General features: G+C 55.4%; 29 protein-coding genes, 2 pseudogenes and 1 riboswitch. Of the genes and pseudogenes, 28 read left to right on the top strand and 3 right to left on the bottom strand.

Features of this window, described 5'->3' with window-relative positions:
* Positions 1–119 precede the first annotated feature (119 nt).
* From nagA to GJ1_RS06710, 28 genes and pseudogenes are all read left to right on the top strand, one after another.
* The gene (gene nagA, locus GJ1_RS06840) at positions 120–1,382 is read left to right on the top strand and encodes an N-acetylglucosamine-6-phosphate deacetylase (RefSeq protein ID WP_245629352.1); all 1,263 of its coding nucleotides are present in this window, start codon (positions 120–122) and stop codon (positions 1,380–1,382) included.
* Positions 1,351–2,115 carry a glucosamine-6-phosphate deaminase gene (gene nagB, locus GJ1_RS06835; RefSeq protein WP_083509966.1) on the top strand — a complete coding sequence of 255 codons (765 nt, stop codon included), beginning with the start codon at positions 1,351–1,353 and terminating at the stop codon, positions 2,113–2,115. The genes nagA and nagB overlap by 32 nt, the downstream gene beginning before the upstream one ends.
* Positions 2,105–2,836 (top strand): GntR family transcriptional regulator, encoded by a 732-nt coding sequence (locus GJ1_RS06830; protein ID WP_066230271.1) that lies wholly within the window; start codon positions 2,105–2,107, stop codon positions 2,834–2,836. Before nagB ends, GJ1_RS06830 begins: the two co-directional genes overlap by 11 nt.
* A pseudogene (locus tag GJ1_RS06825) lies at positions 2,836–3,216 on the top strand (PTS transporter subunit EIIC); the annotation flags it as partial. The gene GJ1_RS06830 and the pseudogene GJ1_RS06825, both read left to right, overlap by 1 nt.
* Positions 3,217–3,265: 49 nt before the next feature.
* Positions 3,266–3,394, top strand: a complete 129-nt coding sequence (locus GJ1_RS19420) for a PTS sugar transporter subunit IIB (protein WP_245629354.1) — start codon at positions 3,266–3,268, stop codon at positions 3,392–3,394.
* 275 nt (positions 3,395–3,669) lie between these two features.
* On the top strand, positions 3,670–4,419 hold the full coding sequence (locus tag GJ1_RS06820; RefSeq protein ID WP_066230268.1) for a sensor histidine kinase: 750 nt from the start codon (positions 3,670–3,672) through the stop codon (positions 4,417–4,419).
* Between the two features lie 3 nt (positions 4,420–4,422).
* Positions 4,423–5,124: a helix-turn-helix domain-containing protein gene (locus GJ1_RS06815; protein ID WP_066230265.1), complete on the top strand. Its 702-nt coding sequence runs from the start codon at positions 4,423–4,425 to the stop codon at positions 5,122–5,124.
* Positions 5,124–6,413: a hypothetical protein gene (locus GJ1_RS06810; protein WP_066230262.1), complete on the top strand. Its 1,290-nt coding sequence runs from the start codon at positions 5,124–5,126 to the stop codon at positions 6,411–6,413. The genes GJ1_RS06815 and GJ1_RS06810 overlap by 1 nt, the downstream gene beginning before the upstream one ends.
* A gap of 81 nt (positions 6,414–6,494) precedes the next feature.
* Positions 6,495–7,400 carry an acetamidase/formamidase family protein gene (locus GJ1_RS06805; RefSeq protein ID WP_066230259.1) on the top strand — a complete coding sequence of 302 codons (906 nt, stop codon included), beginning with the start codon at positions 6,495–6,497 and terminating at the stop codon, positions 7,398–7,400.
* A gap of 12 nt (positions 7,401–7,412) precedes the next feature.
* Positions 7,413–7,841, top strand: a pseudogene (locus GJ1_RS06800) (APC family permease); the annotation flags it as partial.
* Positions 7,842–7,987: 146 nt separating this feature from the next.
* The gene (gene tnpB / locus GJ1_RS06795; RefSeq protein WP_066230251.1) at positions 7,988–9,100 is read left to right on the top strand and encodes an IS200/IS605 family element RNA-guided endonuclease TnpB; all 1,113 of its coding nucleotides are present in this window, start codon (positions 7,988–7,990) and stop codon (positions 9,098–9,100) included.
* 367 nt (positions 9,101–9,467) lie between these two features.
* A complete protein-coding gene (locus GJ1_RS06790; RefSeq protein ID WP_066230248.1) occupies positions 9,468–10,082 on the top strand; it encodes a PH domain-containing protein in 615 nt (204 codons plus the stop codon).
* 257 nt (positions 10,083–10,339) lie between these two features.
* Positions 10,340–10,538, top strand: a riboswitch (cobalamin riboswitch).
* 134 nt (positions 10,539–10,672) lie between these two features.
* Positions 10,673–11,632 (top strand): ABC transporter substrate-binding protein, encoded by a 960-nt coding sequence (locus GJ1_RS06785; RefSeq protein ID WP_066230245.1) that lies wholly within the window; start codon positions 10,673–10,675, stop codon positions 11,630–11,632.
* Positions 11,598–12,653 (top strand): FecCD family ABC transporter permease, encoded by a 1,056-nt coding sequence (locus GJ1_RS06780; protein ID WP_066230242.1) that lies wholly within the window; start codon positions 11,598–11,600, stop codon positions 12,651–12,653. Before GJ1_RS06785 ends, GJ1_RS06780 begins: the two co-directional genes overlap by 35 nt.
* On the top strand, positions 12,650–14,119 hold the full coding sequence (locus GJ1_RS06775) for an adenosylcobinamide amidohydrolase (protein ID WP_066230240.1): 1,470 nt from the start codon (positions 12,650–12,652) through the stop codon (positions 14,117–14,119). Before GJ1_RS06780 ends, GJ1_RS06775 begins: the two co-directional genes overlap by 4 nt.
* Positions 14,116–15,087, top strand: a complete 972-nt coding sequence (gene cbiB / locus GJ1_RS06770; RefSeq protein WP_066230237.1) for an adenosylcobinamide-phosphate synthase CbiB — start codon at positions 14,116–14,118, stop codon at positions 15,085–15,087. The genes GJ1_RS06775 and cbiB overlap by 4 nt, the downstream gene beginning before the upstream one ends.
* Complete coding sequence (gene cobD, locus GJ1_RS06765) at positions 15,044–16,114, top strand: threonine-phosphate decarboxylase CobD (protein WP_066230234.1); 1,071 nt, start codon at positions 15,044–15,046, stop codon at positions 16,112–16,114. The genes cbiB and cobD overlap by 44 nt, the downstream gene beginning before the upstream one ends.
* Positions 16,111–16,668, top strand: coding sequence for a bifunctional adenosylcobinamide kinase/adenosylcobinamide-phosphate guanylyltransferase (locus GJ1_RS06760; RefSeq protein ID WP_066230230.1), 558 nt, complete (start codon positions 16,111–16,113; stop codon positions 16,666–16,668). Before cobD ends, GJ1_RS06760 begins: the two co-directional genes overlap by 4 nt.
* The gene (locus tag GJ1_RS06755) at positions 16,665–17,453 is read left to right on the top strand and encodes an adenosylcobinamide-GDP ribazoletransferase (protein WP_066230225.1); all 789 of its coding nucleotides are present in this window, start codon (positions 16,665–16,667) and stop codon (positions 17,451–17,453) included. Before GJ1_RS06760 ends, GJ1_RS06755 begins: the two co-directional genes overlap by 4 nt.
* Entirely contained in the window at positions 17,411–18,061 is a 651-nt protein-coding gene (locus GJ1_RS06750) for a histidine phosphatase family protein (RefSeq protein ID WP_066230223.1), read from the top strand. Before GJ1_RS06755 ends, GJ1_RS06750 begins: the two co-directional genes overlap by 43 nt.
* Complete coding sequence (locus GJ1_RS06745) at positions 17,995–18,411, top strand: bifunctional adenosylcobinamide kinase/adenosylcobinamide-phosphate guanylyltransferase (RefSeq protein WP_066230220.1); 417 nt, start codon at positions 17,995–17,997, stop codon at positions 18,409–18,411. The genes GJ1_RS06750 and GJ1_RS06745 overlap by 67 nt, the downstream gene beginning before the upstream one ends.
* Positions 18,412–18,425: 14 nt before the next feature.
* Positions 18,426–19,004 (top strand): cob(I)yrinic acid a,c-diamide adenosyltransferase, encoded by a 579-nt coding sequence (locus tag GJ1_RS06740; protein ID WP_066230217.1) that lies wholly within the window; start codon positions 18,426–18,428, stop codon positions 19,002–19,004.
* Positions 19,001–19,489 (top strand): ECF transporter S component, encoded by a 489-nt coding sequence (locus GJ1_RS06735; protein WP_066230213.1) that lies wholly within the window; start codon positions 19,001–19,003, stop codon positions 19,487–19,489. Before GJ1_RS06740 ends, GJ1_RS06735 begins: the two co-directional genes overlap by 4 nt.
* A complete protein-coding gene (locus tag GJ1_RS06730) occupies positions 19,482–20,198 on the top strand; it encodes an AIR synthase related protein (protein ID WP_066230210.1) in 717 nt (238 codons plus the stop codon). The genes GJ1_RS06735 and GJ1_RS06730 overlap by 8 nt, the downstream gene beginning before the upstream one ends.
* Before the next feature lie 111 nt (positions 20,199–20,309).
* On the top strand, positions 20,310–20,855 hold the full coding sequence (sigX, locus tag GJ1_RS06725; RefSeq protein ID WP_066230207.1) for an RNA polymerase sigma factor SigX: 546 nt from the start codon (positions 20,310–20,312) through the stop codon (positions 20,853–20,855).
* Complete coding sequence (locus tag GJ1_RS06720) at positions 20,833–21,951, top strand: RsiX family anti-sigma factor (protein WP_066230204.1); 1,119 nt, start codon at positions 20,833–20,835, stop codon at positions 21,949–21,951. Before sigX ends, GJ1_RS06720 begins: the two co-directional genes overlap by 23 nt.
* Before the next feature lie 298 nt (positions 21,952–22,249).
* Positions 22,250–23,062: a histidinol-phosphatase gene (locus GJ1_RS06715; protein WP_066230201.1), complete on the top strand. Its 813-nt coding sequence runs from the start codon at positions 22,250–22,252 to the stop codon at positions 23,060–23,062.
* A gap of 113 nt (positions 23,063–23,175) precedes the next feature.
* Positions 23,176–23,463, top strand: a complete 288-nt coding sequence (locus GJ1_RS06710; protein ID WP_217994765.1) for a nucleotidyltransferase family protein — start codon at positions 23,176–23,178, stop codon at positions 23,461–23,463.
* A 143-nt stretch (positions 23,464–23,606) separates the two neighbouring features.
* Here the strand turns inward: GJ1_RS06710 and serA are convergent, their stop codons facing one another.
* From serA to GJ1_RS06695, 3 genes are all read right to left on the bottom strand, one after another.
* Positions 23,607–25,181, bottom strand: a complete 1,575-nt coding sequence (gene serA, locus GJ1_RS06705) for a phosphoglycerate dehydrogenase (RefSeq protein WP_066230196.1) — start codon at positions 25,179–25,181, stop codon at positions 23,607–23,609.
* 228 nt (positions 25,182–25,409) lie between these two features.
* Complete coding sequence (locus tag GJ1_RS06700) at positions 25,410–25,913, bottom strand: inorganic diphosphatase (RefSeq protein ID WP_066230193.1); 504 nt, start codon at positions 25,911–25,913, stop codon at positions 25,410–25,412.
* A gap of 188 nt (positions 25,914–26,101) precedes the next feature.
* Complete coding sequence (locus GJ1_RS06695; protein ID WP_011231729.1) at positions 26,102–26,350, bottom strand: ferredoxin; 249 nt, start codon at positions 26,348–26,350, stop codon at positions 26,102–26,104.
* Between the last annotated feature and the right edge of the window lie 102 nt (positions 26,351–26,452).

Raw genomic sequence — 26,452 nt, 5'->3', positions numbered from 1 at the left:
CGCCGCTTCCCCGCTTCTTTAGTGCTGGAGTGAGTAGATTGCCAGTCAAAGCTCATTATAGTGGTATAGACAACTAGATTATATAATGTTATAATAGGAACAGAAAGTGAGGAACCGCTATGAAGCGATGGATATTGAAAAATGCCGCGGTGTATGCAGAAACAGGAAACATTGAACAAGGGTATGTGCTGATCGAAGGGGAAAAAGTGGCCGCGATCGGTCCGATGTCGTCGTGCCCAGCGGATGCCGGAGCAGAAGTGATCGAGCTTTCTCCGCAGTTTGCCGTCGTGCCGGGATTCATTGACGTTCATATTCATGGGGCGGCTGGGGCGGATGTCATGGATGCGACCCCGGAGGCGCTTGACGCGATGGCGAAGGCGCTGCCGGCGGAAGGAACGACAAGTTTCTTAGCGACAACGATGACGGCGCCAGGAGGACAAATCGAAGCTGCGCTTCACAACGTCGCTCGCTATATGGCAGAGGCGAACAGGCCAGGGGCGGCTGAAGTGCTCGGCGTTCATTTGGAAGGGCCGTTTTTGTCGCCAAAGCGCGCCGGAGCGCAACACCCGCGTCATCTCGCCGATCCGGACATCTCACTGTTCCAGCGCTGGCAAGAGGCGGCGGGCGGCCATATCCGCCTTGTCACGCTTGCCCCGGAGCGGGATGGAGGGCTTGAGTTGGTCGCTTATTTAAAGAAAACGGGGGTTGTCGCATCGATCGGCCATTCCGATGCCGTTTACGATGAGGTCCAAGCGGCGGTCTGCGCAGGGGTGACGCACGCCACTCATTTGTTTAACGGGATGCGCGGCATCCACCACCGTGAACCGGGTGTCGCCGGTGCGGTGCTCATGCACGATGAGGTGATGTGCGAGTTGATTGTCGATGGGCTGCACGTTGCGCCGCCGATGGTCCGCTTTGCTTACCGGAATAAAGGAAGCGATGGGCTCATATTAATCACCGATGCGATGCGGGCAAAATGTCTAGGTGATGGGCGGTATGAACTTGGCGGCCGGGAAGTGATCGTTCGGGGCGGAGAGGCGCGGCTTGCCGACGGCACGCTGGCGGGAAGCGTACTCAAGCTTGGTGAGGCCATCCGCCGTGTGCTCGATTACACCGGCTGCACGCTTGAAGAGGTGATCCGCATGGCGAGCTGGAATCCGGCGAAACAGCTTCGCATCCTTGATCGGAAAGGAAGCTTGCGGCCCGGCAAAGACGCCGATGTCGTCGTCTTGAATGAGCAATATGAAGTCATGATGACGTTTTGCCGTGGTCAGCTTGCCTATCGCAACGTGGCATCCAATGGGGGCGCGGCGCAAGCGACAGCAGAGGAAGCGAAGGAGGCGATGAACGATGATCAAGCTCATCGAAGCAGCGGATTATGACGAGATGAGCCGCCAGGTTGCCGCGATCATCATCAGGCAAGTCAAGGAAAAGCCGGATGCCGTTTTGGGGTTGGCGACCGGCTCGACGGTGCTTGGCACGTACCATGAGCTTGTCGCCGATCACCGTCAAAACGGGACGTCCTACCGACGAGTGCGCACAGTCAATTTGGATGAATACGTAGGCCTTGGCCCGGATCATCCGAACAGCTACCGTTATTATATGAATCATCATTTGTTTGGCCAACTCGATATTCCGATCGATCAGACGCATGTGCCGGACGGTTTGGCCGTTGATCTTGACGAAGAATGCCGTCGCTACGAGCGGCTTATCGATGAATTGGGCGGCATCGATTTGCAGCTCTTGGGCATCGGCCGCAACGGCCATATCGGGTTCAACGAGCCTGGGACGCCGTTTTCGACAGCCACCCACGTCGTCGAGCTGACCGAGCTGACACGGGAAGCGAACGCCCGATTTTTCCCGTCGTTTGATGACGTGCCGCGCTACGCCATTACGATGGGGATCGCGACCATTTTGCGCAGCCGCCGCATCGTGCTGTTGGCGTCAGGGGAGGAAAAAGCAGAGGCCATTGCCCGGCTTCTCGAAGGCGTTGTCACACCGGACTTGCCGGCTTCAGCGCTTCACCTTCATCCGGACGTGACGATCATCGCCGACCGGGAGGCGCTAGCGCTCATCCCGAAGGAAAAGCGGCGGGGGATGCGCCATGATCGATAAACAGTCGCCGATTCCGATTTACTATCAGCTCGAGCAATATATGAAAGAAAAGATCGAAAAAGGGGAGTGGCAGCCGGGCGAGATGATCCCGTCTGAGCGCGAGTTGGCGGAAATGCATGACATCAGCCGGATGACCGTTCGGCAAGCGGTCAACAATTTAGCGAACGATGGCTATCTCATCCGCCGGCGCGGGAAAGGAACGTTTGTCGCCGCGAAGAAAATCGAGCAACCGCTGAAAGGGCTGACGAGTTTTTCCGAAGATATGCGGGCGCGCGGCATGACCCCCGGCACGATCGTCCTCAGCTTTGAGATGGTTCCGGCTTCCGAGAAGCTCGCCCAAGGACTTGGCGTCACGGAAGGCGATGGCCTTTACGAAGTCCGACGCCTTCGGTTGGCCGACGGGGTGCCGATGGCGCTCGAGACGCTCTATATTCCCGTCCGTCTTGTTCCGGGACTGACGCGCGATGTTGTAAACGGTTCCGTCTATGAATTTATCGAAAAAGAAAAAGGACTGATCATCGGTTCCGCTGTTCAAACACTGGAAGCATCTGTCGCCCGCAAGGTGGAGGCGGAGCATCTGAAGATTGAAGAAGGGGCTCCGGTGCTGCTGCTTGAGCGCCGCACGTGCCTCGCCGACGGTCGGCCGATGGAAGTCGTCAAGTCGGTGTACCGCGGCGACCGGTACAAATTTATGATTGAGATGAAAAGGGGAGGATCATGATGTTAGGCTTTTTACAGCGGCTTGGAAAAGCATTAATGCTGCCGATTGCCGTTTTGCCGGCGGCAGGATTGTTGCTTCGGCTCGGTCAGCCTGATTTATTGAATATTCCGTTTATCGCCGCCGCAGGCGATGCCGTGTTTTCCAACTTGGCGTTGATTTTCGCCATCGGTTTTGCGAAAGACGGCAACGGCGCCGCCGCGCTGGCTGGAGCGATCGGCTACTTTGTCTTGACAAAAGGGGCGGCTGCCATTGATAAGGACATTAATATGTCCGTATTAGGCGGCATCATCTCCGGGGTCATCGCTGGGCTTTTGTACAACCGTTATCACGATATCAAGCTGCCGGATTGGCTCGGCTTTTTCGGCGGCCGGCGGTTTGTGCGCGCAAATTGACAATTGCGTAACGCGCTTGCGCCTAAAAGTGAAAGACATGTCAAAAGTCAATGAAGCGGAGTTGAAGCGTTTGGGAGCGAAGGGCGTGCTTCGCCTCAACCAAACGGATTTGCAAGTGGTGATTGGCACCGATGTTGAATTTTTAGCCAACGCCATGCGAAAATGATAAGCCAAATGCATGAGAATGCAAGGGGGGAAGATATGGTTTTTTGATCGTGTTCGATGCATATATACCAGAAATTAAGATAAGGAAAGGTGTCCCCGCTCTTTTGGGGCACCTTCGTTTTTTGAAGTGGAGAGTAGGGCGCTCATCAAGAAGATGGGGGAGTGGAGTTGCGGCTGTGGGAAATGGACTGCCTTACACCCCAGCCTCTGTTTTTTTATTTTGTGCTAAAATAAAAAATAAATGCAAAAGTGTTGCAAATGGCGGGGAGAATATTGATGATCGCCGAGCCGTTGTTTCATCTCATTCTCATTTTCAGCGTATTGTTGCCGCTCGTGTCGTTGACGGTTTTAGCGCTGTTAGGGGTAGCGGAAAAAGAAGTAGATTATTGGCAGCTGGAACATGCGCGCATCCGTCTGGAAAAAGAGCTCCAAGAAAGCAAGTATATGCAGCTCCATCAACAAATCCGCCCGCATTTCTTTTTCAATGCGTTGAATGCTTTCTTATCCTTGGCTCGTCTAGGAAAAAATGAAGAAATGATCCGGGGGATGGAACATTTTGCGTTGTTTTTGCGCTATAGTTATGAACCGAAACAGCCGCTTATTCCGTTCAAGCAGGAATGGGCGCATACAAACAACTATCTGGCGGTGCAGCAGCTTCGCTTTGGCTCGAGGCTGTCGGTGTCGGTACACGTAGATCCGGACGGGGAGCGGGCGCTCATTCCTTGTTATACGCTGCAAACACTGGTGGAAAATGCGTTCAAGCATGGTCTTGAGAAAAAAACGGGTGAAAAATGTTTGACGATCGATTTTCGACGTCAAGGCAACTGGGTATATTTGCGCGTCTGCGATAATGGCAATGAAGGGAAGGAGTTGTCCATCGCGAATGGAGGTGTCGGCTTGGAGAATTTGCGCAAGCGGTTTGCTCTTTTGTTTGATTTGCCGACTCAGCTTGTGTTGCAAAAAGATGAACGCGGATGGACGGAGGCGCTTGTCGTTTGGCCGTATGTTCCAGGGGATGAGGGATGAACGATGAAGGTGTTGATTGTCGATGACGAATATTTGGAATTGGAGCAACTCACGTATTTGGTGAAGCGGAAATATCCACATTGGGAGGTATGCACGGCGGAGGATGCCGCAGAGGCGAAACGGTTGGCCGCGTCCCATCGCTTCCGGCTGGCGCTGATCGATATCCACCTTCCGGGACAGTCTGGGTTGGATTTGGCCCACGAACTCAAACAAAAACAGCCCGATCTCGCCTTGATCGTTATTACAGCCTACCAAGATTTTGCTTATGCCAAACGGGCGATTCAGCTTGAAGTGCTCGACTACTTGGTGAAGCCGCTCATTGAGAGCGAGTTTGATCAGGCGTTGTCGAAATTTGAACAAAAGCATCCGGAAGCGCTTGTCTCGTCCCCGCTCATCCGCGGGGCCCTCGAATATGTGCACCACCATTACGCGCAAAAAATCAGCTTGACCAAGGCGGCTGCCGCCGTGCACGTCCATCCGGCTTATTTGAGCAAGCTGTTTGTTGAGGAAGTCGGCATCCACTTTAAGGATTACGTCAATCGCTACCGAATTGAAAAGGCGAAAGAGCTATTGATCAAAAAGCCGGACTGGTCCATGGCGCGCATTGCTGAGGAGACGGGGTTTTCCAGCCAACATCATTTCAGCCATTCGTTTCGAAAATATGTCGGTGTGCCACCTACGAAGTATAAGGAGATCAATGGATAATGGACTGGTATATGCTTTTATTCATGGCATGCGTACTGCTGCTTGCTGCTGTGCCGCATATTGGTCGCTGCAGTTTTGTAGGGGCAGAGGCGCTTGGATTAAGCAAAGGGGTCAATGCCCTGTTAATGCGTTTCGCATCCGGAGAGCTGCTGTTGTTTGGATGTTATGCCTTTATTCATGGTGGAGTGGCGGCGGGGGTGGCGACGGCTATGGCGGTATGGGCCGCCATTTTTGTAGTTTGGCGTTCAGCAGCGGCTGTCCGCTATCGCTCCCTAACAGAGGACGGAGATCGTTGGCCGGACTGCTGTTTTACGGCGCGGGCTTTGTTTTTCTTTCGGTTTTTTGTTCGCCTTCTTTCTATTGGCCGGCTGCTTACCGTTGTCGTGTTATGCGCGTATTTGCTGCAACAACTCTTTCGTTTTTCTCCGTATTTTTTATTCATTTGGCTCGTCTATGTGTACGTGTTTACCGTGCTCGCCGGTTGGTTGGGAATGCGGAAAATCGGAACGGTTCTGTTATACATTGTCTATATAGTGATGGGAATGGTTCCGTTTGCCTATTATCTAACAGGCGGTGTGGCGCGGCAATATGAGATGATTGTGCGCACTGTCCCAGCTTTTCTCGATGTGAACATGGCTTCGTTGTTCGTGTTGTTTTGGGTTGTGCTGACGGCGGCTGCCGGGCAATGGTTGGCTGACGAGTATGTATGGGATATTGCATCAATATTGAAAAAAGAACGCGTTATGCTGACATTTTCTATGGCCGCGTTTTGCCTTGCTCCGCTTCCGTTGGCCGTCGCAGCCTTATGCGTCCCGTATGCGGCGGCCGCTTCGACTGCCGCCATACTGAAACGGTGGCTGCTCCATTCTTCTGTCTTGATTGCCTGGCCGCTTACTATTGCCTTGCTGGCGGCGTTGTCACTCAGCTTATCCCTTTCCTTGCATTCCGTTGTGCAAATCTTTTGGCGCAGGTGGAGCAGGCATCTCTCATGGACATATGTCATCTCTTTTTTGCTTGTACTAGCCCTCTTTTTTATTGCTCCCCTTCTTCCGATGCGGATGGTTATATTCCTGACCGCCTTGCTTGCCTCCTCGTGTTTTGGGTTGGTTGCTTTACGGACAGGAGAGAAACCGATGGGGGTTATAGGCATGATCGGATGGGCATGTTTGTTTGCTATCGCCTGGCGATGGGGAATGCGCTATCATGAGTTGGAGGCCATAGCATGGAATGGGATTGGCAGTTTCTTGTTTACTCAGATTTATCGATTAATTCAAAAAATAAAGAAGTAACAAAAATGAATCAAAAAAATGCAAAACAGTTTGTTTGCTCCCTGTTATAATGAGACAAAAACGAAAGGGAGGAAAGCGAACATGTCATTTGTTCCGTGCACGACGGCCATTTATGCATTTAGCAAAAACCACCAACCGGTTCGAACAGTCCAGTCAGGGGAAACGTTTGTCATCGAAACGTACGACTGTTTCCAAAATCAAATTACTTCAAGCGAAACGCCGTTTGACTCGATCGATTGGAATCATATCAATCCGGCGACCGGACCGATCTATATTGAAGGGGCGGAACCCGGTGACATTTTAGCGGTAAAAATTGAACAGATTCGCCTCAAAGGACAGGGGGTCATGGCTGTCGGCCCAGGGCTCGGGGTGCTTGGCGATCGGATTCCGCAGTTTGAGGCGAAAATGATTCCGGTGGAAGAAAACCGGGCCGTATTTGACGAGCATCTTTCTATTCCATTAAATCCAATGGTTGGCGTCATCGGGGTAGCGCCGAGCGGTGAGGATGTGTCGTGCGGAACGCCCGGGCCGCATGGCGGCAATATGGATACAAAGCTCATTACAACAGGGGCAACCGTTTATTTCCCGGTCTTTGTCAAAGGGGCGTTGTTCGCATTAGGCGATTTGCATGCGGCGATGGGGGACGGCGAAATCGGCGTGTCTGGCATCGAAATTCCGGGGGAAGTGACGGTCACCGTCCGGGTGATGAAAGGATATTCGCTCCACCATCCGCTGTTGCAAAACGATGATGGCATTGCGACGATCGTCTCGGCCAAAACGTTGGATGAGGCGGTCAAACAGTCGGTTGAGGAAATGGTTGATTTGCTGTTGCCGCACACTCCGTTGACGCTGAACCATTTGACGATGGTGCTCAGCGCCGCCGGCCAGACGCAAATCAGCCAAGTCGTTGATCCGCTTGTTACGGCGCGCTTCTTTGTGCCGCGCTTTGTGCTCGAGGCATACGGCGTCCGCCTATTTGGGGAGTAAGGAGGGACGGAGATGATGCAATTGGAAACGAAAACATCAGTCGAGCAGCTCGGTTATAAACAGGAATTAAAACGGTCACTCACCTTTGTTGACTTGTTAATTTACGGAATGGTGTTCATGGTGCCGATCGCTCCTTTCGGCATTTACGGGTATGTGGCCCAAGGGTCAAAAGGGATGGTCGCCTTAGCATACTTAATCGGAATGGTGGGGATGATTTTCACCGCCTTGAGCTACGCCAGAATGGCCGAGGCGTTTCCAATCGCTGGGTCGGTGTATTCCTACGCCCAGCGTGGGATTAATGAGTATGTCGGGTTTATGGCCGGATGGGTCATTTTGCTTGATTACATTTTCGTTCCGGCTCTTCTCTACTTAGTCAGCGCCGCCGCCTTGGCCGACATTGTGCCGCAAGTGCCGATTTACGTGTGGCTCGTTCTGTTTATCATTCCCAACCGAGAAGACCCCCACTTCTACGCGTGAGCGGAAGTGGGGGATGAATCGGCATTCGCCATCACTCTCTCTTGCCTTCAACGAACAAAAGGTGTAAAATAGAGGATAGAACAAATGTTCTGTAAGGGGGAGGGAAGGTCATGCACAAAGCCTACCGCTTTCGGTTGTATCCCACCCGAACACAAGCGGAGCTCATCCACCAAACGATCGGGTGCTGCCGGTTTGTGTACAATCACTTTTTGTCCGAATGGAATCAGGCGTATGAAACAACAGGGGTGGGGCTTAGCTATAACGAGTGCTCCAAGCGGTTGACTGCGTTGAAGCAAACGCTCCCGTGGCTGAAAGCGCCCGATTCGACCGCCTTGCAAAATGCATTGCAACAGTTGGCCGAGGCGTTTGATCGATTCTTCGATGGAATAGCGAATGCTCCCCGCTTTAAAAGCAAAAAACACCCGAACCAGTCGTACACCGCCCAGTGCAACTGCCCAAAGAAGGGGCGCCCATCGATCGAAGTGGACGGCCATCGGTTGAAACTCCCCAAGCTCGGATGGGTGGCGTTTGCCAAAAGCCGTGAGGTGGAAGGCCGCATTCTTTCGGCTACCATTCGCCGCAACCGAACGGGGAAGTATTTTGTTTCGATCCTCGTGGAAACGGACATTCCCTCATTGCCCCCAACGGACAAGCAAGTGGGCGTCGATTTGGGGTTGAAACATATGGTGGTTCTTTCCACTGGAGAGAAGGTCGAACACCCTCAGTATTGGCGCCGATACGAAGAAAAGCTGGCGTACTGGCAGCGGGTGATGGCCCGCCGGAAGCCGGGCGGTTCGAACTGGCGCAAAGCCCGCTTGAAAGTCGCCAAGCTTCATGAGAAAATCGCCAACTGCCGGAACGATTTCCTGCACAAACTGTCCACCCGCCTCATCCGCGAAAACCAAGTGGTGTGCGTGGAGGACTTGCGTGTGCAGAACATGCAGAAGAATCGCAAGTTGGCCAAACGCATTTCGGATTCCGCGTGGGGGCGCTTGCTTCGGATGCTCGAGTATAAAGCGAAATGGTACGGGCGGACGTTGGTTCGTGTCGGCCGCACGTTTCCATCGAGCCAATTGTGCTCGTGCTGCGGGCGCCGGCATGTTGAGGTGAAATCGCTCGACATCCGCGAGTGGGTGTGCCCGAACTGCGGAGCCGAACATGATCGGGACGAGAACGCCGCCCGAAATATTTTGCAGGAAGGGCTTCGTTTGCTGTCTTCGTAAGACAGCTGAACCGTGGGACGCACGGGGATGGCTTGGCGAACAGCCTGCCGTAGGGCGGGGGTTCCCAAGAATCTCCCACCTCGAAGCGCAAGCGTAGGTGGGAGAGCGTTCAATTGATCTTTTTGCGGCTCACCAACAAAGACTCCCGGCTAAGTGGAGAATTATAGACTCCTGCATGGCCTGACGCCGGCATAAAAGGCGTTGGGCCTTTGATTTTTGGCGGCGATGAAACGTTTTTCCGATCTCGACGTATTACATAGATGAAAGGTATGAGATTACGGCGCCTTGTCAAGGCAAAACGCGTTGTGCTTGTTCGCTGCATGGTGGGCGCCAATAAAAATTGGGAAACCGGAGAGGAGAAATGAGCATGTTTGGAAAAGTCGCCGCTGATGTGCTCGGATTGAGCGACATCGGCACGGTCATTCAACCGAAAGACTATGACAAAGTGGATGCCGATGATTATGTGATGCACGAGGATGGGGAGAAAATCTATTTTCTTATCAAATCGAAATCGGATGAGTATTGCTTCACCAACCGCGCGCTCATCCATTTGGACGGCACAAGCGCGACGAGCAAAAAACGGACGCTGCGCCGTTACGATTACTATAAGCATCCGATTTCCGACGTGTCGCTCGAAACAGCCGGGACGGTCGACCTGGACGCGGAAATCAAATTTAAAATTGGGCCGCACTCATACTCGATCGATGTGCATAAAAAGCATATTGAGGAACTGAAAGATTTGTATAAATCGCTGCTGGCGATCGCTGAGATTTGCCATGAAAACGAAATGAAGTTCGACTATGCCGAGCGGAGTCTGGAATTGGCGGCCAAGGTGTTTGCCAACATGCGCGGCGACGGCGCCAACATTGCGGCCGATTTTCAAGCGGTGAACGAATATGCGTTTCAATGGCTGACCGAAGCGAAAAAGAACTATACAGTGAAAGATTTCGGCTTTGTGTTTGACAAATATATTCAACAGTGACGAGATGAAGGTTGTATCGGGGAAAGACGCCGTGCCAGAGGCGAGGTATCTTTCCTTATTTTTTTTTCAAGATGGCAGTATAGATGGGGCAGCTGCTTTTTGTCTGCAGGAGAGGGCTAGGATCATTCCGCATATGTAGGAGGAGAGCGTGATGGATAAACACCAACAAGTCATGATCACCGTTTCAGCCTGCTGTAAATTCATAGTTGTCAAATGCTAAACGCTGCATTATTATAAAAATGTCCATATCCGACAAATTCATCAACTCGCAGCAAGGTGCCGTGAAGGCTTAATAGGGAATCCGGTGGGAATCCGGAGCTGTCCCCGCAACTGTCAATGCGGACGAAATGAAATCGCCACTGTACGGACAGATGGCTTGCGCTGTTTTCCGTACGGGAAGGCTTCAGAGTAGGAGGAAGCATGAGCCAGTAGACCTGCCTTGCTTGCAGCAGTTTCCGACTCTTCGGGGGGTGAGAAGCGGAAACGGTGGCACAGGCTTGTTTTGCGCCTGCATAGGCCGTTTCGCGCTCATTCCCCCGCCAGGACGGAATGGGCGTTTTTATTTTGCACAGCAGGAGGGGGAACAAAGAATGAAACGTTGGACATGGCCGACGGTGTTGGTGGCGCTATTCCTTTTGGCTGCCGTGCTAGTCGGTTGCAGCGGTGGGACCAATAGCAACGCCCAGCCGGCGAAAAAAGAAGAGCCGAAAACGGAACAAGCGGCGTTTCCGGTGATGGTGAAAGACGGGCTCGGCGAGGATGTGACGATCAAAGCCGAACCGAAAAAGATCGTTTCGCTCATCCCAAGCAATACGGAAATCGCCTATGCGTTGGGGCTTGGCGAGAAAATTGTCGGCGTCAGCGATTTTGACAATTATCCGGAAGACGTCAAAACGAAAACGAAAATCGGCGGCATGGAGTTTAACGTCGAGAAAATCATTTCGCTCAAGCCGGATCTCGTCTTGGCCCACGCGTCAAGCGCCCATAACTCGCGCGATGGCCTGCAGCAATTGAAAGACGCTGGCATCACTGTGCTCGTTGTCAATGATGCGAAGTCGTTTGATGATGTGTATGCGTCCATCGAATTGATCGGCAAAGCGACCGGGACGACGGGCAAAGCGAAGCAAGTGATCGATGAGATGAAAGAGAAGCTTGCGCAAATTCAAGAAAAAGCAAAACAAATCCCAGCGGACAAACAGGCAAACGTCTGGATTGAAGTGTCGCCGCCGCCGCAAATTTATACAGCTGGCAAAGGGACGTTTATGGATGAGATGCTTCAAGTGATTTCAGCGAAAAACGTCGCCGGCGGCTTGGAAGGCTGGCCGATGGTGACGGAAGAAAAAGCGGTCGCGTACAAGCCGGACGTCATCATCACAACGTACGGCGGAGCGAAGCAAGTGCTTGAGCGCGCCGCTTGGAAAGACGTGCCGGCGGTGAAAAACAAGCGGGTGTATGACGTCAACTCCGATTTAGTGAGCCGGCCGGGACCGCGCCTTGCCGAAGGGGTCGAGGAACTTGCCAAAGCCGTTTACCCGGATGTGTTCAAGTAAAACGCTGATGTACGCTCTGGCCGTTACAACGGCCGTCCTTTCGTTGCTCGTAGGGATATCGACAGGATCGCTGTCGATTCCCTTTTCTTCTATTATCGGCATTCTCGCCGCCGAATGGTTCGGGGTGCCGCTTCCGTCTGACATTCCGGCCGATTGGGTGCCAATTGTGATGGCCATTCGCCTGCCGCGCGTCGCGCTCGCCTTTTTGGTCGGCGCCTCGCTGGCGATGGCCGGCGCGGCGTTCCAGGGGCTTTTAAAAAACGCGCTCGCCGATCCGTACACGCTCGGCGTCTCATCCGGCGCCTCGGTCGGAGCGGTGCTTGTCATTTTTCTCGGCTGGCAATGGCCGCTGTTTGGGACGTTTACGCTGCCGGTTGTCAGCATTTTGTTCGGCATGGCGACGCTTGCTGCCGTTTTGGCGTTCACCCGCGCTGTTGAGCGGCAACTGTCGGTTGAGACGATCATTTTAGCCGGCATTATTTTCGGCGCCTTTTTCAGCGCGCTCATTTCGTTGATGATCGCCCTAACCGGCGAAGAGTTGCGGCAAATCATTTCCTGGCTGATGGGGAGCGTGGCGATGCGCGGTTGGAAGTACAGCGGGCTGCTCTTGCCGTTTTTTCTCATCGGCGCGGTGGTGCTTATCGCCAACGCCCGCGAGTTGAACGCGTTTGCTTTTGGCGAGGCGGCGGCGCTTCATGTCGGTGTTGATGTTACGCGCCGAAAAGTGATCATTTTGACGGCGGCGGCGCTGCTTACAGGGGCGGCGGTGTCGGTGTCGGGGACGATCGGTTTTGTCGGGCTTGTCGTTCCGCATATGGTCCGGCTCGTTTGCGGGCCGAACTACCGGGTGCTGTTGCCGCTGTCGCTCTTGTATGGCGGCGCGTTTCTTGTGCTCGCCGATGTGGCGGCGCGGACGATCATTGAACCTCGCGAACTGCCGATCGGCGTCATCACCTCGTTGATTGGCGCCCCGCTGTTTGCGGTGTTATTTTTCCGAAAAACAAGGCGAAAGATGGGATGACGATGCTTGAGGTGCGCGCCGTATCACATCAGTATGGGTTAAAGCAAGTGCTTGATCATGTGACGTTTTCCGTGGAAAAAGGGGAGCTGTTCGGCATCGTCGGGCCGAACGGCAGCGGTAAAACGACATTGCTCAAACTCATTAGCAAAGAGCTCCCGCTTGTAAGCGGGGAGATCACGATTAGCGGTCAGCCGCTTTCGGCGCTGTCAGCGAAGCAATGGGCGCGGATGGCCGCTGTCCTGCCGCAGACAGCGGAAACGGCGTACGGCTATACGGTCAAGGAAACGGTGGCGCTCGGCCGCTACGCCCATCAGCGCGGCTTGTTTCCAACGTGGACGAAAGAGGATGAAGCTGCGGTTCAAGAAGCGCTCGCCGCCGTCGGCTTGATCGACAAAATCGATGAGCCGCTTGAACGGCTGAGCGGCGGAGAGCGGCAGCGCGCCTATTTGGCGCGGGCGCTCGCTCAAGAGCCGCAGCTGCTTCTGTTGGATGAACCGACGAACCATATGGACATAAGCGGGCAAGTCCGGCTTTTGGACCGGCTCGTGGAAGCTGCGCGCTCCCGCGGCCTGACGGTTGTCGCCGTCTTTCACGATATGAACGTCGCTAGCTTATACTGCGATCGGGTGATTGTGTTAAAAGAAGGAAAAACAGCAGCGCTCGGCGCCCCGGCGGACGTGATGACGCCGGCGCTGCTTCAGGAAGTGTTTGCCGCGCCAGTGGTGCGTCAAGCCCACCCGGCGGCGGCGAAACCGGTGTTCTCGTTTGTGCCGAAAGGAAAAGAAGAATCACCAGCCGCCGGGCTTCGTTTGTCCTTTCTTGATGACGCCGCTGTTCTTGCCGCCCGAAAGCCGCTTCGCGTCCTGTCTTCTGCATTGATCGGCGCCGGGTTTCAATGGGCGACCCATTTCGTCAACCGCCAAGTTGGCTTGGATTATGATTGCCGCGATGCGGAAGAAGACATGCACCGTTATTTGGAGCAGCGCGGGTTTTTGCCGGAACGAACGGTCGGCATGATGACAGCGGTTGACGTCCGTGATGCTGTGTGGGTTCAGGAGGAAGGGGAAGCGTTTTTGGTTGCGGTCATGGCGACGGCCGGCGTCGGCAATGCAATTGATGCGGCGCGGTCGTGGCAGCATAAGCCGTTTGCGGTGAAACCGGGGACGATCAATATGGTTGTTGTCATTGATGGAAGGCTCACCGATGCCGCGTTCGTGCAAGCGGTCATGACGGCGACGGAAGCGAAGGCGAAAGCGCTCGCTGACCGTTCGGTTTGCGACCCGGAAACGGGGACAGTCGCCACCGGGACGTCGACTGATTCGCTCGCCGTGGCGGCGACGCAAACCGGGCGGACGTTTGCCTATGCCGGAACGGCGACTGAACTGGGGCGGGCGATCGGCCGGCTCGTGTATGAAGCAGTAACGGAGGCGCTTGACCGCTACAAGCGGCGGAGGGGACGGCCATGACGCACCTGTTCGCGTTGACGGTGGCTCTTCTGCTCGATGCCGCCTTTGGCGACCCGCGCTGGCTTCCGCATCCCGTGCGCGGCATGGGGAAGTTGATCGCTTGGCTTGACCGACGCTGGAATCAGGGGGCAAAGCGGCGGGCGAAAGGTGCGGCGGCCGTGGCGGCGGTGTTGGCGGTCGTTTATGGGTTGTCGGCGTTGGTCGTTTATGTGGGATATACGCTGTCGGTGTACGTGGGGGTGGCGGTTGAGGCGGCGCTCATTTTCACCGCCATTGCGACGAAAAGCCTCGCTGAAGCGGCTGAAGAGGTGCGCCGGCCGCTTGAAGCGGGCGATCTTCCTGCGGCGCGGCGGGCGCTGTCGATGATCGTCGGCCGCGATACCGAGCAGCTTGATGAAGCCGGCATCACCCGCGCCTGCGTCGAAACGGTGGCGGAAAATACGAGCGACGGCATCACCGCCCCGCTCTTTTATGCGGCCATTGGCGGCGCGCCGCTCGCTATGCTGTACCGGGCGGTGAACACATGCGATTCGATGATCGGCTATAAAAACGAAAAGTATCGCGAATTTGGCTGGGCGGCCGCCCGGCTGGATGATGCGCTCAACTACGTTCCGGCGCGGCTGACGGCGTTCCTCATGGTATTGGTTTACGGCGGCCGTCGCTTTCGCCGTTCGTTGGCGATTTTGCTTCGCGATGCCCGCCGCCATCCGAGCCCGAACAGCGGCTGGCTCGAGGCGGCGATGGCCGGTCTGCTTGGCGTGCAGCTTGGCGGAACGAATACATACGGCGGCGTCGTCTCAGAGCGGCCGACGCTCGGCGACCCGGATGTTCCGCTGCGCTCGGCTCATATCCGCCAGGCGGTCGGCATGATGATCGGAACGGTGCTTGCGTTTACGTTATTGCTATGGATCGGAGGGATGATCGTTGCGTTGGCCGGCGCATGGGGCGAATCCGCTCGCGCTTTATGAACAGTGCGGACTGGCGGCCCCGAGCGATTATATCGATTTCAGCGTCAATACGAATCCGTACCGGCTGCCGCCGTCGGCTTGGCCGGACGGCGAGGAATGGATCCGCTGGGCGGCGGAGTATCCAGATCCGGAAGCGAAGGCGCTTAGGGAGCTTCTTGCTAAGCAAGAACGGCTTCGGCCGGAGCAAGTGCTTGTGACAAACGGGGCGGCGGAGGCGATTTATTTGTTGGCCGCGCTGCTTGCCGGCCGGCGCGTCGGCATCTTGGAGCCGACGTTTTCCGAATACCGGCGCGCCTGCCTTGCTTACGGATGCGAAGTCAAGTCTTTGATGGCAGAGGAAAGCCGCGGCTTTTCGTACGACATTGACAAAGCGGCGGCATGGGCGTCGGAGTGCGACGCGGTCTTTTTCTGCCATCCGAACAATCCGACCGGAACCGTGATGCCAGAGCGGGAACTTCATGCGTTCATCGCCGCAGCGAACGACGCTGGGACGTATGTCGTCGTCGATGAAGCGTTCTATCCGTTTTGGAGCGGCGGATTTACAGCGGTGCGATGGCTGGGCCGCTATCCACGCCTCATTGTGCTTCGGTCGTTGACGAAAATCCACCATCTAGCCGGCGCGCGCCTCGGCTATGTGGCGGCTGATGAAGCGGTGATCGCTTCGCTGAAAACGCGTCAGCCGCCGTGGAGCACAAGCCGCATCGCGCAACAGCTGGCGCTTCGTTTCGCGGCGATGGAATCGTTTGTGGAGTGGACGAAAGAGCGAATCGCCGCCGAGCGGGAGCGGGTGTTTCGGTCGCTGCCGCCCGGCCGGTATGCCGTCTCGCCGTCGGTTGTCAATTTTTATTTGTTGCGCCCGCTCTCCGGTCGGACGGAGGAGCTGTTTTTCTATTTATTGCAACAAGGAATCGTCCCGCGGCATACGATGAATTTTCCTGGACTGGACGGACGTTACGTGCGGCTCGCGGTCAAAACGCAGGTGGAGAACGATCGGCTGCTTGAGGCGCTTGCGAGGTGGGACGGATGATTGTGTTTGTGAGCGGCGCTGTGCGCAGCGGCAAAAGCGAAGCGGCGGAAGCGTGCGCCATCCGGCTTTCTCGCGGCGGCCGGCTTCATTATATCGCCACCGCTCAAGCAACGGATGAAGAAATGGCGGAGCGCATCCGCCGCCATCGAGAGCGGCGGGCGGCGCAGGCCGCGTGTTGGACGGTGTGGGAAGCTCCGTTCACTTCCCGTGAGATTGTGGTTTCCTTGCAGGTTGGCGATGTCGTTTTGCTTGATTGCTTGACGGCCTGGCTGGCCGACGAACTGTTTTTCAGCGAAAGTTGGAAAACGGAAGAGTCCGCCCAGGCAACCGCCCGCCGCTTGCTTGACGAAGTGCGGGCGTGGGCTGCCGCCTGCCGCGCGGTCGTCATCGTATCGAACGAGCTGTTTTCGGGGGGAGTGCCGGATGATCCTGGCACATTCCGCTACATGAAAACGCTTGGGTTGCTTCATCAGCAGTTGGTTGCGGAAGCGGCGGTCGCCGCGGTTGTCGAATGCGGCCTTCTTCGGGTGAAAAAAGGGCGGTGGCCGCAATGAAGCAAGCATGGAACGGCTGGCTGTTGGCGCTGCAGCTGTTTACGATCATCCCGATTCGTCGCTCGATCGAATGGAACGGCGCCCATGTCCGTTGGCTCGTGCGCTGCCTGCCGCTTGCCGGGGCGCTGATTGGAATGCTTTCGGCCGGAGTGTATGCGCTCTTTTCATCGTTTTCGTTTGGCTCGCCGCTTGTTTGGGCGCTTTTCCTCCTTTGGCTGAGCATTTGGATGGCCGGGGGGATGCACGCTGACGGCTTTATGGATGTGAGCGACGCGTTTTTTTCGTATCGCGACGTCAAGCGGCGGCAAGAGATTATGTCCGATTCGCGCGTCGGAGCCTTCGCCGTCTTGTCGCTCGGTTGTTTGTTGTCGTTTCGCTGGCTGTTTTTGTACGAGTCGCTCCAGGCTGGCATACCGCCGGCGCTGTTCATCGCTGTTCCGTTGTTGTCGCGGACTGGTTCCGCCTTGCTTCTTTCCGTCGGCAAGCTGGCGAAGCCGACAGGAATGGCGGCGGCGCTAGGCGAATATAGTTCATGGCACGATGCTGTTTGGGCGCTTGGACTCGCTTTTGCGCTGCTTTCGCTTCTTTGTGCATCCGCTGTCATTCCTATGCAAACAGGGGCGGCGCTGGCCGCAGCGGCCGTGGTCTTGGCGGCGGCAGCCAAGCCGTGGGCGGGAAAACAGTTTGGCGGCATCACCGGGGATGTGCTCGGAGCGTTCATTGAAGGGGGAGAGACGCTGCTATGGGGCGTCATTTGGCTGTTACACTCATCCGCCATGGGATGACCGAACTAAATCGAAGGAAGGCGTATATCGGCTGGCTGGATGCGCCGCTTGCGGCGGAGGAGAGCGATAGGCTATGCCGGTTGCAGTGGGGGCCGTTTGATCCAGTGGACCTTCTTGTCACCAGCGACCTTCGCCGTTGCCGGGAGACGGCCGCCTTGCTGTTTGGCGGACGCGAAGCGGATTGGTGCACAAGCCGTTGGCGCGAACTTTCCTTTGGCGCCTGGGAAGGAAAAACGTTTGCTGAGCTGGAAGCGGAACCCGCTTACCGCCAATGGCTTGCGTCGCCCTTTTCTGCGGCGCCGCCCGGCGGGGAGCGCTATGCCGAGTTTCAGGCGCGCATCAAACAGGCGCTCGCGGAGACGATCGCTTTGGCCGAGCAAAGCGAAGCCCGCCATGTCGTGATCGTCACCCATGGCGGCCCGATGCGCTTCCTGCTTGGACAGTACGCGCCGGATGCCCGGCCGTTTTGGGAATGGGAGGTGCCGTTTGCCGGCGGATATACGTTTGAGTCGACGATCGAGCGTTGGAAAGGGGGAGAGCGGTGCATTTCGTTGTCGGCGGTGCGTTTCAAGGAAAACGAAAATGGGTGCGGGAACGGTACGGAATAAACGATGGAGTTCATATTGTATGGCATGACGGTTATGTGGAGCCGTATGGACCGCCGGGCGGCGTCAAAACGGCAAAAACGGTCGTCTTCGCCGGGTTGGAAGCGGCCATCCGCCGCCGGCCGGACGCAGACGAGTGGGAAACCTATTTCCGCGCTTGGAAGCGGTGGGAAGCGGCAAAGCCTGACCGTGCGGTCGTCTGGATCGGCACCGATGTGACGCAAGGCATCGTTCCGGTTGATTCGGAAGAACGGCGCTGGCGCGACGCAGTTGGAATGTGCTACCAGAGGCTGGCGTCCATGTGCTGCCGCGTCGACCGGCTTTGGTGCGGGTTGGCGGAACGATTGAAATAAGGGGGAGAAGAAAAGTGAAATTGTATACGCGGACCGGAGACCAAGGGAAAACGAGTTTAGTCGGCGGGCGCGTTGACAAAGACCATTTGCGCGTCGAGGCGTACGGGACGATTGACGAGGCGAATTCGTTCATCGGTTGGGCGCTTGCGCTGCTTTCAGGCGATGAGCGGTTTCGCGACCTTTGCGCCGAACTGCAAAAAATCCAGCACGAGCTGTTTGACTGCGGCGGCGATCTGGCCATCGTCAACGGCAAGCTGCCGTATAAAGCGAACGAGGAGATGGTCGCGTTTTTAGAGGAGCGCATTGATGCATACATGCAAGAGGCGCCGCCATTGCAAAAATTCATTTTGCCGGGCGGCTCCAAGGCGGCTGCGGCGCTTCATATGGCGCGCACGGTGACGAGACGGGCGGAGCGGTGCATCGTTTCCTTGCAAAAAGCGGAGCCGATCAACGATGTCGTGCTCAAATATATGAACCGCCTGTCCGATTATTTGTTTGCCGCTGCTCGGGTTGTGAACGCCCGTTTAGGGGTGAAGGACATCGAGTATGAACGGAGCGCCATTGTGTTCCGTGACAAGGAGGAGAAGCAATGACCCGCCGATTCGCTTGGATAGCTGTTTGTTTGGCGCTTTCTGTCATCGGATCGTTTATTAAGCTGCCGACGTTTGTCGGCAGCATCGCTTTAGACAGCGCGCCGGCGCTTGTCGCCGCTGCTGTGCTTGGCCCGCGTGCTGGGGCGGCCGTCGCTGGGCTGGGGCATTTAGTTTCGGCGTTGATCGGCGGTTGGCCGCTCGGCCCGTTCCATTGGCTTGTCGCCCTGGAGATGGCGGGGCTTGGCGCGTTGTTTGCCGCCATATACGGACGGGGATGGAAACTAGGCAGCGCTGTCGTATTTTTCATCGGCAACGCCTTCGCAGCGCCGCTGCCGTTGGCCGTTTCGTTCGGCTGGCCGTTTGTTTTCGCGGTCATTCCACCGCTTTCGACCGCCGCCGCGATCAACGTGTTGATCGCGATGGCTGTCATGCCGGCTGCCATACGCCTAGCGGCAAAGGCAGGGGTGGGGGCGCCGCATGCGTGACGTGCTTTTTCTTCCGTTTGCCGACGGCATGGAGCTCGCTGTTGCCGCCGACGGTTCAGCGGCGGTCGGGGACAAGCCGGCTGACGCCGTGTCCGCTCCGGTGGACGTCGTGGCGTATTTTGCCGTCCGCGTCGCTTTAATGGAATTGTTAAGCGTTGGGGCGGAAGCGAAAGCCGTTGTGCTGCAAAACTTCATCGCCGATGACCGGTGGGAAGCGCTTTGCCGCGGCATCAGGCGAGCGTGCCGCGAGCTGGGGATCGATCTCCCTATCACCGGCAGCAGTGAATCGAATTTTCCCACCGTGCAGTCAGCGCTTGGGGTAACAGCGATCGGGCTTGTGTCGGCCGGACGGAAGCGGATCGGCGTGACGCCGGATGCGGCAAAGTTTGCCGTCATCGGCCGGCCGCTCGTCGGCCCGGCCGTGCTGGCGCATTCCCAATGGGTCGCGCCGCTGTCGCTGTTTGTCGAACTCCTAGCTTCTCCATACATTTACGAGTTGATCCCGGTCGGTTCCAAAGGCATTTACTACGAATGGACGCAGCTGTTGACTGCCAACGGCCGCCAATGGCGGTCCTGCGCCTGCCCGCTTCCGCTGTTTGCCTCCGGCGGCCCGGCGACGTCGGTGCTTGTCAGTTACGATCCGGCTGGGGAAAGCAAAATAAAGAGACAAACCGGCCATCTCTTTTTTCCGCTGTTTGCTGAGCAGTAGCTGCCTGTTTTTAGGTCAAAAAAAGATTCTCTTTTCACGCTTGACCCATTATCATAAAGATAATGGGATTTTTTTGCTGTGGTCCATGGGGAGAATAGGGGGAGAGAAACGATGGACCCCGTCTTTGAACAGTTGTATGAAAAGTACCATGACGATTTGTTTAATTTCCTGTTCTACATGGTGCGGAATCGAGAGCAGGCCGAAGATTTGGTCCAGGAAGTGTACGTGAAAGTGCTGCGCTCATACAAGCGGTTTCAAGGGCAATGCAGCGAAAAAACGTGGCTGCTGTCCATTGCGCGCCATGTGGCCATCGACTTTTTCCGCAAGCAAAAGCGGCGGCGCCAATGGGCCGGCCCGTCGGAATGGAGCGAGGAGCAAATCGGCGTTAATGAGCTGATGCCCGAGGAAATTGCGATTCAAAAAGAGGAGATTCAGCTCATGTACCGTTGCTTGGCGCGTTGCACGGTCGACCAGCGGCTCGTGCTCATTCTCCGGTTCATCCAGTCGCTGTCGATTGCCGAAACGGCGGCGGCGCTCGGCTGGACGGAAAGCAAAGTGAAAACAACGCAGCACCGCGCGTTAAAGGCGCTCAAGCAGTATATGGAGGAAGAGGCAAAGCGGGAGGGATGGCGGCGTGAAAAAGCTCAATTGGAATGAGCGATGCATCGAACATGATCTTGAACAGCTGCCCGTCATCAAAGACCGGCGTACAAAAGAAGAGGTGTATGCCCAGCTGGCGCGCGCTCAGCGGCTGGCGCGTTGGAAGCGGCGTTGGCTTTCGGCGGCCGTATCGGCAGCCGTGCTCGCAGCGGCCGTTTATGCTGGTCCGCATCTCATCGTTCCAAAACGCGCGGACAAAAACGAGGCTTTCTCGTCCCCTGTTCAGACGCTGCAGGCGGATGGCGCTTCTTCTCATCCAGAAGTGATGACGGCCGCCGAAGTGGCGCCGATGGCTGTCACCGAATCGGGGAATGCGATGGTTGTCGCCCTGCCTGATGAGCACATCGGCCAAGTGGTGCCAGTGGCCGTGCCTCTTTTCGGGCGTCTCGCTCCGGAAGAACGGCTGACCGCGGCGTTGCGAGAGCTTGACCGCCCTCCGTTCAAGGAAGCGGCCGCATGGCTTGATGGCGTGAAGATGACTCCGGCGGCCGGCGATGGGCGCGTATGGGTTGTTCGCGTTCCAGCTGGCCATCGCGTATTTGCCGCCAGCCATGAGGAACAACGCCTTTTTTTCGAGGCGGTCGTGGAAACTGTGCGGCAAATGGGCGGGCGGAGCATCCGCTTTTTCACCGGGGAGGAAGAAGGCCTTCATTTGCCGTCAGTGGGGCGGTTCAAAACGATAAAAATCAGCGGGCAAAAACGAATGTATTATAAAAACCGCTCTTCTTTGTTCAGTCATGCGGTGCTCATTCCGATGCCAAGCAGCGCCCGTTCGTTTTCTGAAGCGCTGCGGCAGATGAAAAAATCGGCCATCCGCGGGCTTGAACCGGTTATTCCGTCAGGGGTGGAAGTTGGTTTGGTCGATGTTGATGGGCGTCATGCTACTGTTCGGATTCATTTTTCCACCTCGCCAAGTGCGGATGAAGCGGCGAGCATGGCAGAGGCGGTGTTGCTGACGGCGAAAGAGTTTGGCCTGCTTGACGTGACATTCGAGGCAAGCGGCTTATCGGCTCTTGGCCCATATCCGCTCGGGGAGCGGATCAACGTGCCCACCGGCCCGAACGCCGCGCTGCTGACGGCGGACGGCCCGTAGCCGTCGGCTCGGGCCATGGGCCGCATTTGTTACAGTTTTGTTAATGTCTTCGCCGTGCTGTTCTATCGGTGATGATTTTGACATAAGACATAGATGGCGCAAAGAAGGAAGGCAAGGAGGGTTGAGCAATGGAGGATATCATGACACGGTTCTTGGCAGTCGCCGGCGTAGCGGTATGCGTCGCGTTGTTGTTTCTCGTCGGCGCTAACGGGTGATTGGATGAATATTCGCAAAACGGTTGTCCTTTCTTGCGGTAATGCGTTATAATGAGAAAAACAGCAGGAGAGGAGAAACGCCGATGTTGACCGATTACCACAACCATTTGGAGCGGGGGACGCTGACGCTCGATTATTTGCGCCAATTCACCGATGAAGCGGCGAAAAAAGGCATTCAGCATTTCGGCATTTCCGAGCACGCGTACCATTTCTATCAAACGAAAAACATTTTGTCAAATCCGTGGGTCGAGGCGCGCCGCTGCTACGATATGGCCGATTACGTCCGGTTGTTCCACGAAGCGTGGGATGCGGGCATCGATGTGAAAATGTCGATTGAAATGGACTATACACCGGGCAAACACGAGGAAATGGCCGCCTTCATCCGTTCATACGAGTTTGACTATGTCATCGGTTCGATCCATTGGGTCGATGATTTCGGCATCGACTTAGTCGAATATCGCCATGAGTGGGAACGGCGCGATTTGTACGATACATACCGCAAATATTTCGACCAAGTCGTAACGCTCGCTGAGTCCAATTTGTTTGATATTATCGGCCATCTCGATCTAGTGAAAATTTTTAAATACGTCCCCGAAGATGAGGAATTTTTGCTTGAACAATACGACCGAGCGACAACAGCGCTCGCCAATTCGAAAACGTGCGTCGAAATCAGCACCGCCGGGCTGCGCAAGCCGATTGGCGAACTGTATCCGGATCCGCGCCTGTTGAAAATGTGCTATGAAAAAGGTATTCCGATCGTGTTGTCGTCCGACGCGCACGTGCCTGAGCACGTCGGCGCCGACTTTGACAAGGCGGTCGAACTCGCCCGCAGCGTCGGCTACACCGAGCTGATGACGTTCTCGAAAGGCGAGCGGAAAGCGGTGCCGCTCGGCTGAACGGAACGAATGGATGAAGCACGCAGGCTTCTTAATGGGAGACTGCGTGTTCTTATGATTGGACGGCGGTTTCGTTGCACGATGGATGATATAATAAATGTGAGGGACGTATGATGCTTTATGATCGTCTTCGGGAGAAGCGTGACCTAATTTTCGAAGTTGCCCAGAAACACGGTATTCAAAATATAAGGGTTTTCGGTTCGGTTGCAAGACTAAAGGATGTGCCTGAAGGTGATCTTGATTTACTTGTGAATGTTGAAGAAGGAAGAAGTTTGTTTGATTTAATTCGCTGCAAACAAGAAATGGAAGATTTGCTCCAAGTGAAAGTCGATGTGGTTACAGAACATGCTCTGCACTGGCAGATCAAAGAGGACGTATTAAACGAGGCGATCCACCTATGAAAAACGACAGGCTCTATTTGACGCACATTTTGGAGTGCATAGAAACTATTCAGTCGTACATTCCGAAGGCCATAATGTGAAAAAGCGCAGGTCCCTTTTTAGGATGCCTGCGCTTTTCGCATGTCCGGCGTTCGAGCGGGCGGTTACGCTTCGAGCCGTTTCACCGTTTCGATGTCATCAATTTGCGCCAATGCGTTTAATACGGCGTCATCGACCGGTTTGTCAAGCGAGAGGATCATCATCGCTTTTCCGCCGGCTTCTTGGCGGCCGACTTGCATCGTGGCGATGTTGACGTCATGCGCTCCGAGCACGTTCCCGACTTTGCCGATCATCCCCGGACGGTCTTGGTGTTGGATGTACAAAAGATGGCCCTCCGGGGCGAAGTCGATGGCGACGCCGTCAAAGTGGACGATGCGGTCGCCGTAGTTCGGCACGTGCGTTCCTTTGATCGTGAACGTTTTGTTTTCGCCATGGACGGTGAGTGAAATGCAGTTGGCGTAGCCGTGCGTTTCATCGGAAAATTTTTCACCGTATGTGATGCCGCGCTCTTTCGCGATCATGGCGGCGTTCACCTCGTTGACGGTTGAGGCGACGCGCGGCCGCAGGAAGCCGGCAAGCAGGCTGCGGGTGATATACGTCGTCTCCAAATCAGCGACCGTGCCGGCGTAGGTGACCGACAGCTCTTGCACCGGGATGTTCATAAACTGCGACGCAATTAAGCCGAGCTTGCGCCCTAAATGATAGAATGCTTGAATTTTTTCATAGACGTCTTTCGACAGAGCCGGCAAGTTGATCGACGAGGTGACCGGCTGTCCTTCAAAGAAGTGAAGCAGTTCTTCCGCCACTTGGGTGGCGACGTTCAGCTGCGCTTCAACGGTCGATGCCCCCAAATGCGGCGTAACGATCACATTGTCAAACGTCAAAAGCGGGTGGTCGCCCGGTGGTTCTTGTTCGAAGACGTCGAGGGCGACGCCGGCGACATGTCCGCTTTCCAAAAACGGAATGAGCGCCTGTTCGTCGATGATGCCGCCGCGGGCGCAGTTGATCAAATAGACGCCTTTTTTCGTTTTTGCCAAGTTTTCTGTGCCAAGCAAGCCTCTTGTCTCTTTCGTGAGCGGCGTATGGACGGTGATGATGTCAGCCGCCGCCAGCACTTCATCAAGCGATTGAATCGACACGCCGAGTTTTTCGGCGCGCTCTTTCGTCAAAAACGGATCGTAGACGAGCACAGTCATCCCAAAGGCGCGCGCCCGTTTGGCGACTTCCGAACCGATGCGGCCGAAGCCGATGATGCCAAGTTTCTTGCCGAACAGCTCCTTGCCGACAAACGCCGAGCGGTTCCATTCCCGCGATTTGACCGAAATGTGCGCCTGCGGAATATGGCGGACGAGCGCCGCCATCATGGCAAACGTATGCTCGGCGGCGGAAATCGTATTGCCGTTCGGCGCGTTGATGACGACGATGCCGCGTTTCGTCGCCGCGTCGACATCGATGTTGTCGACGCCCACCCCAGCGCGGCCGACGATTTTCAAATTCGGCATTTTCTCTAATAGTTCTTCTGTCACTTTGGTGGCGCTGCGCACGAGCAAAGCGTCAAATGTATGCAATTCGCCTTCCGCTTCGCTCACTTTCTTTTGCACGATGTCAATGTGCGCCGATGTACGCAACGGCGCCAACCCTTCTTCGCTGATGGCGTCGGAAACGAGTACGCGAAACACAGTGGGTGCCCCTTTCTGTTTCAAGGATGTTAAATTTCTGATAATTTAACATGCGAAAGCGGTTTCTGTCAATGGGAGAAAGAGAAGTCATACCAATGAAAACGTTTTTTTGTTTTGGAATGTTCGTATTTTGAAAAAGAAAAGCGCCCATATCTAAAAATATGGGCGCGATTGTTCGGGAATAGAAACATACAGCGTTTCCGATGAAATAAGCGTCTTCGTTCAGAATTATTTATTTTTCTGTTCATTGTAGCGGGCGATGCACTCGTCGATCAATTTAGCGGCCGCTTCCGGCCCTTCCCATGTGCCGATTTCCGTCCGTTTCCCTTGCAAATCTTTATACCGCTCAAAGAAGTGAGCGATTTCTTTCAGTTTGTGCTGCGGAAGATCCTCAATCGAACGTACCTCATCAAAGCGCGGATCTTCGACGGGAACGCCGATCAATTTCGCATCTTCTTCGCCGCTGTCAACCATGTTTAAGTAGCCGATGACGCGCGTGTCGATGACGCAGCCCGGGAACGTCGGATTTGTTGTGATGACCAAAATGTCGAGCGGATCGCCGTCAAGCGCCAGAGTATTTTGCAAGTAGCCGTACTCAGCCGGATAAAACATCGGGGAATACAAGACGCGGTCGAGCTTGAAAATGCCCCGCTCTTTGTCGAATTCGTACTTGTTTTGGCTTCCAGTCGGAATTTCGATAAACGCTTCGACAACTTTATTTTCAAATGCCATAACCCGTTCCTCCTTTGCTGGTTATGTATGCATGGAAACTTGTCCACCCAGCCAGGCGCGGCGGACAAGACAATCTTATTGTAGCACGTCCGCCCAAGATGCGCTACTTGTGAAATGGCATTTTTTCACGCTTGCACCAAAAAACCCTCTTGCCGACAAGGCAAGAGGGAGAATGTCAGTCGAATTTATTAGTCGAATTTATTCGGATCGCCGTCAAACGGCTCGTCAGCGACTTTAATCGACTCGGTCGGACAGCCTTCAAAAGCGTCCATCATATCATCAATCAAAATTTCTGGCACTTCGACGATGCCTTGGTTGTCGTCAAGAGTGACGTAGGCAATGCCGTCCTCGTCATAGTCGTAAATGTCCGGAGCGGCGGCGCCGCAAGCCCCGCAGGCGATGCAAGTTTCTTTATCCACAATCGTATACTTTGGCATAAAAATCGAACCTCCCCAAGTTTATTGGAAACGGACGGGCCATCTCCGTGTTGCCTGCTCGGAAATGAACTTTTCACTTTTATAATAAGACCGCACGGCCCG

The sequence above is a fragment of the Geobacillus jurassicus NBRC 107829 genome (genome assembly GCF_001544315.1).
GTDB classification, from domain to species: Bacteria; Bacillota; Bacilli; order Bacillales; family Anoxybacillaceae; genus Geobacillus; species Geobacillus jurassicus.
Note: the sequence above shows the minus strand (reverse complement) of the source record. Positions and strands in the feature narration are given on the sequence as shown.

What these genes read in the sequence shown, in the direction of transcription:
- nagA (WP_245629352.1), top strand. Translation starts at nt 120, where the DNA reads ATGAAGCGATGGATATTGAAAAATGCCGCGGTGTATGCAGAAACAGGA.
- nagB (WP_083509966.1), top strand. Translation starts at nt 1,351, where the DNA reads ATGATCAAGCTCATCGAAGCAGCGGATTATGACGAGATGAGCCGCCAG.
- GJ1_RS06830 (WP_066230271.1), top strand. Translation starts at nt 2,105, where the DNA reads ATGATCGATAAACAGTCGCCGATTCCGATTTACTATCAGCTCGAGCAA.
- GJ1_RS19420 (WP_245629354.1), top strand. Translation starts at nt 3,266, where the DNA reads ATGTCAAAAGTCAATGAAGCGGAGTTGAAGCGTTTGGGAGCGAAGGGC.
- GJ1_RS06820 (WP_066230268.1), top strand. Translation starts at nt 3,670, where the DNA reads ATGATCGCCGAGCCGTTGTTTCATCTCATTCTCATTTTCAGCGTATTG.
- GJ1_RS06815 (WP_066230265.1), top strand. Translation starts at nt 4,423, where the DNA reads ATGAAGGTGTTGATTGTCGATGACGAATATTTGGAATTGGAGCAACTC.
- GJ1_RS06810 (WP_066230262.1), top strand. Translation starts at nt 5,124, where the DNA reads ATGGACTGGTATATGCTTTTATTCATGGCATGCGTACTGCTGCTTGCT.
- GJ1_RS06805 (WP_066230259.1), top strand. Translation starts at nt 6,495, where the DNA reads ATGTCATTTGTTCCGTGCACGACGGCCATTTATGCATTTAGCAAAAAC.
- tnpB (WP_066230251.1), top strand. Translation starts at nt 7,988, where the DNA reads ATGCACAAAGCCTACCGCTTTCGGTTGTATCCCACCCGAACACAAGCG.
- GJ1_RS06790 (WP_066230248.1), top strand. Translation starts at nt 9,468, where the DNA reads ATGTTTGGAAAAGTCGCCGCTGATGTGCTCGGATTGAGCGACATCGGC.
- GJ1_RS06785 (WP_066230245.1), top strand. Translation starts at nt 10,673, where the DNA reads ATGAAACGTTGGACATGGCCGACGGTGTTGGTGGCGCTATTCCTTTTG.
- GJ1_RS06775 (WP_066230240.1), top strand. Translation starts at nt 12,650, where the DNA reads ATGACGATGCTTGAGGTGCGCGCCGTATCACATCAGTATGGGTTAAAG.
- cbiB (WP_066230237.1), top strand. Translation starts at nt 14,116, where the DNA reads ATGACGCACCTGTTCGCGTTGACGGTGGCTCTTCTGCTCGATGCCGCC.
- GJ1_RS06760 (WP_066230230.1), top strand. Translation starts at nt 16,111, where the DNA reads ATGATTGTGTTTGTGAGCGGCGCTGTGCGCAGCGGCAAAAGCGAAGCG.
- GJ1_RS06755 (WP_066230225.1), top strand. Translation starts at nt 16,665, where the DNA reads ATGAAGCAAGCATGGAACGGCTGGCTGTTGGCGCTGCAGCTGTTTACG.
- GJ1_RS06750 (WP_066230223.1), top strand. Translation starts at nt 17,411, where the DNA reads ATGGGGCGTCATTTGGCTGTTACACTCATCCGCCATGGGATGACCGAA.
- GJ1_RS06735 (WP_066230213.1), top strand. Translation starts at nt 19,001, where the DNA reads ATGACCCGCCGATTCGCTTGGATAGCTGTTTGTTTGGCGCTTTCTGTC.
- GJ1_RS06730 (WP_066230210.1), top strand. Translation starts at nt 19,482, where the DNA reads ATGCGTGACGTGCTTTTTCTTCCGTTTGCCGACGGCATGGAGCTCGCT.
- sigX (WP_066230207.1), top strand. Translation starts at nt 20,310, where the DNA reads ATGGACCCCGTCTTTGAACAGTTGTATGAAAAGTACCATGACGATTTG.
- GJ1_RS06715 (WP_066230201.1), top strand. Translation starts at nt 22,250, where the DNA reads ATGTTGACCGATTACCACAACCATTTGGAGCGGGGGACGCTGACGCTC.
- GJ1_RS06710 (WP_217994765.1), top strand. Translation starts at nt 23,176, where the DNA reads ATGCTTTATGATCGTCTTCGGGAGAAGCGTGACCTAATTTTCGAAGTT.
- GJ1_RS06700 (WP_066230193.1), bottom strand. Translation starts at nt 25,913, where the DNA reads ATGGCATTTGAAAATAAAGTTGTCGAAGCGTTTATCGAAATTCCGACT.
- GJ1_RS06695 (WP_011231729.1), bottom strand. Translation starts at nt 26,350, where the DNA reads ATGCCAAAGTATACGATTGTGGATAAAGAAACTTGCATCGCCTGCGGG.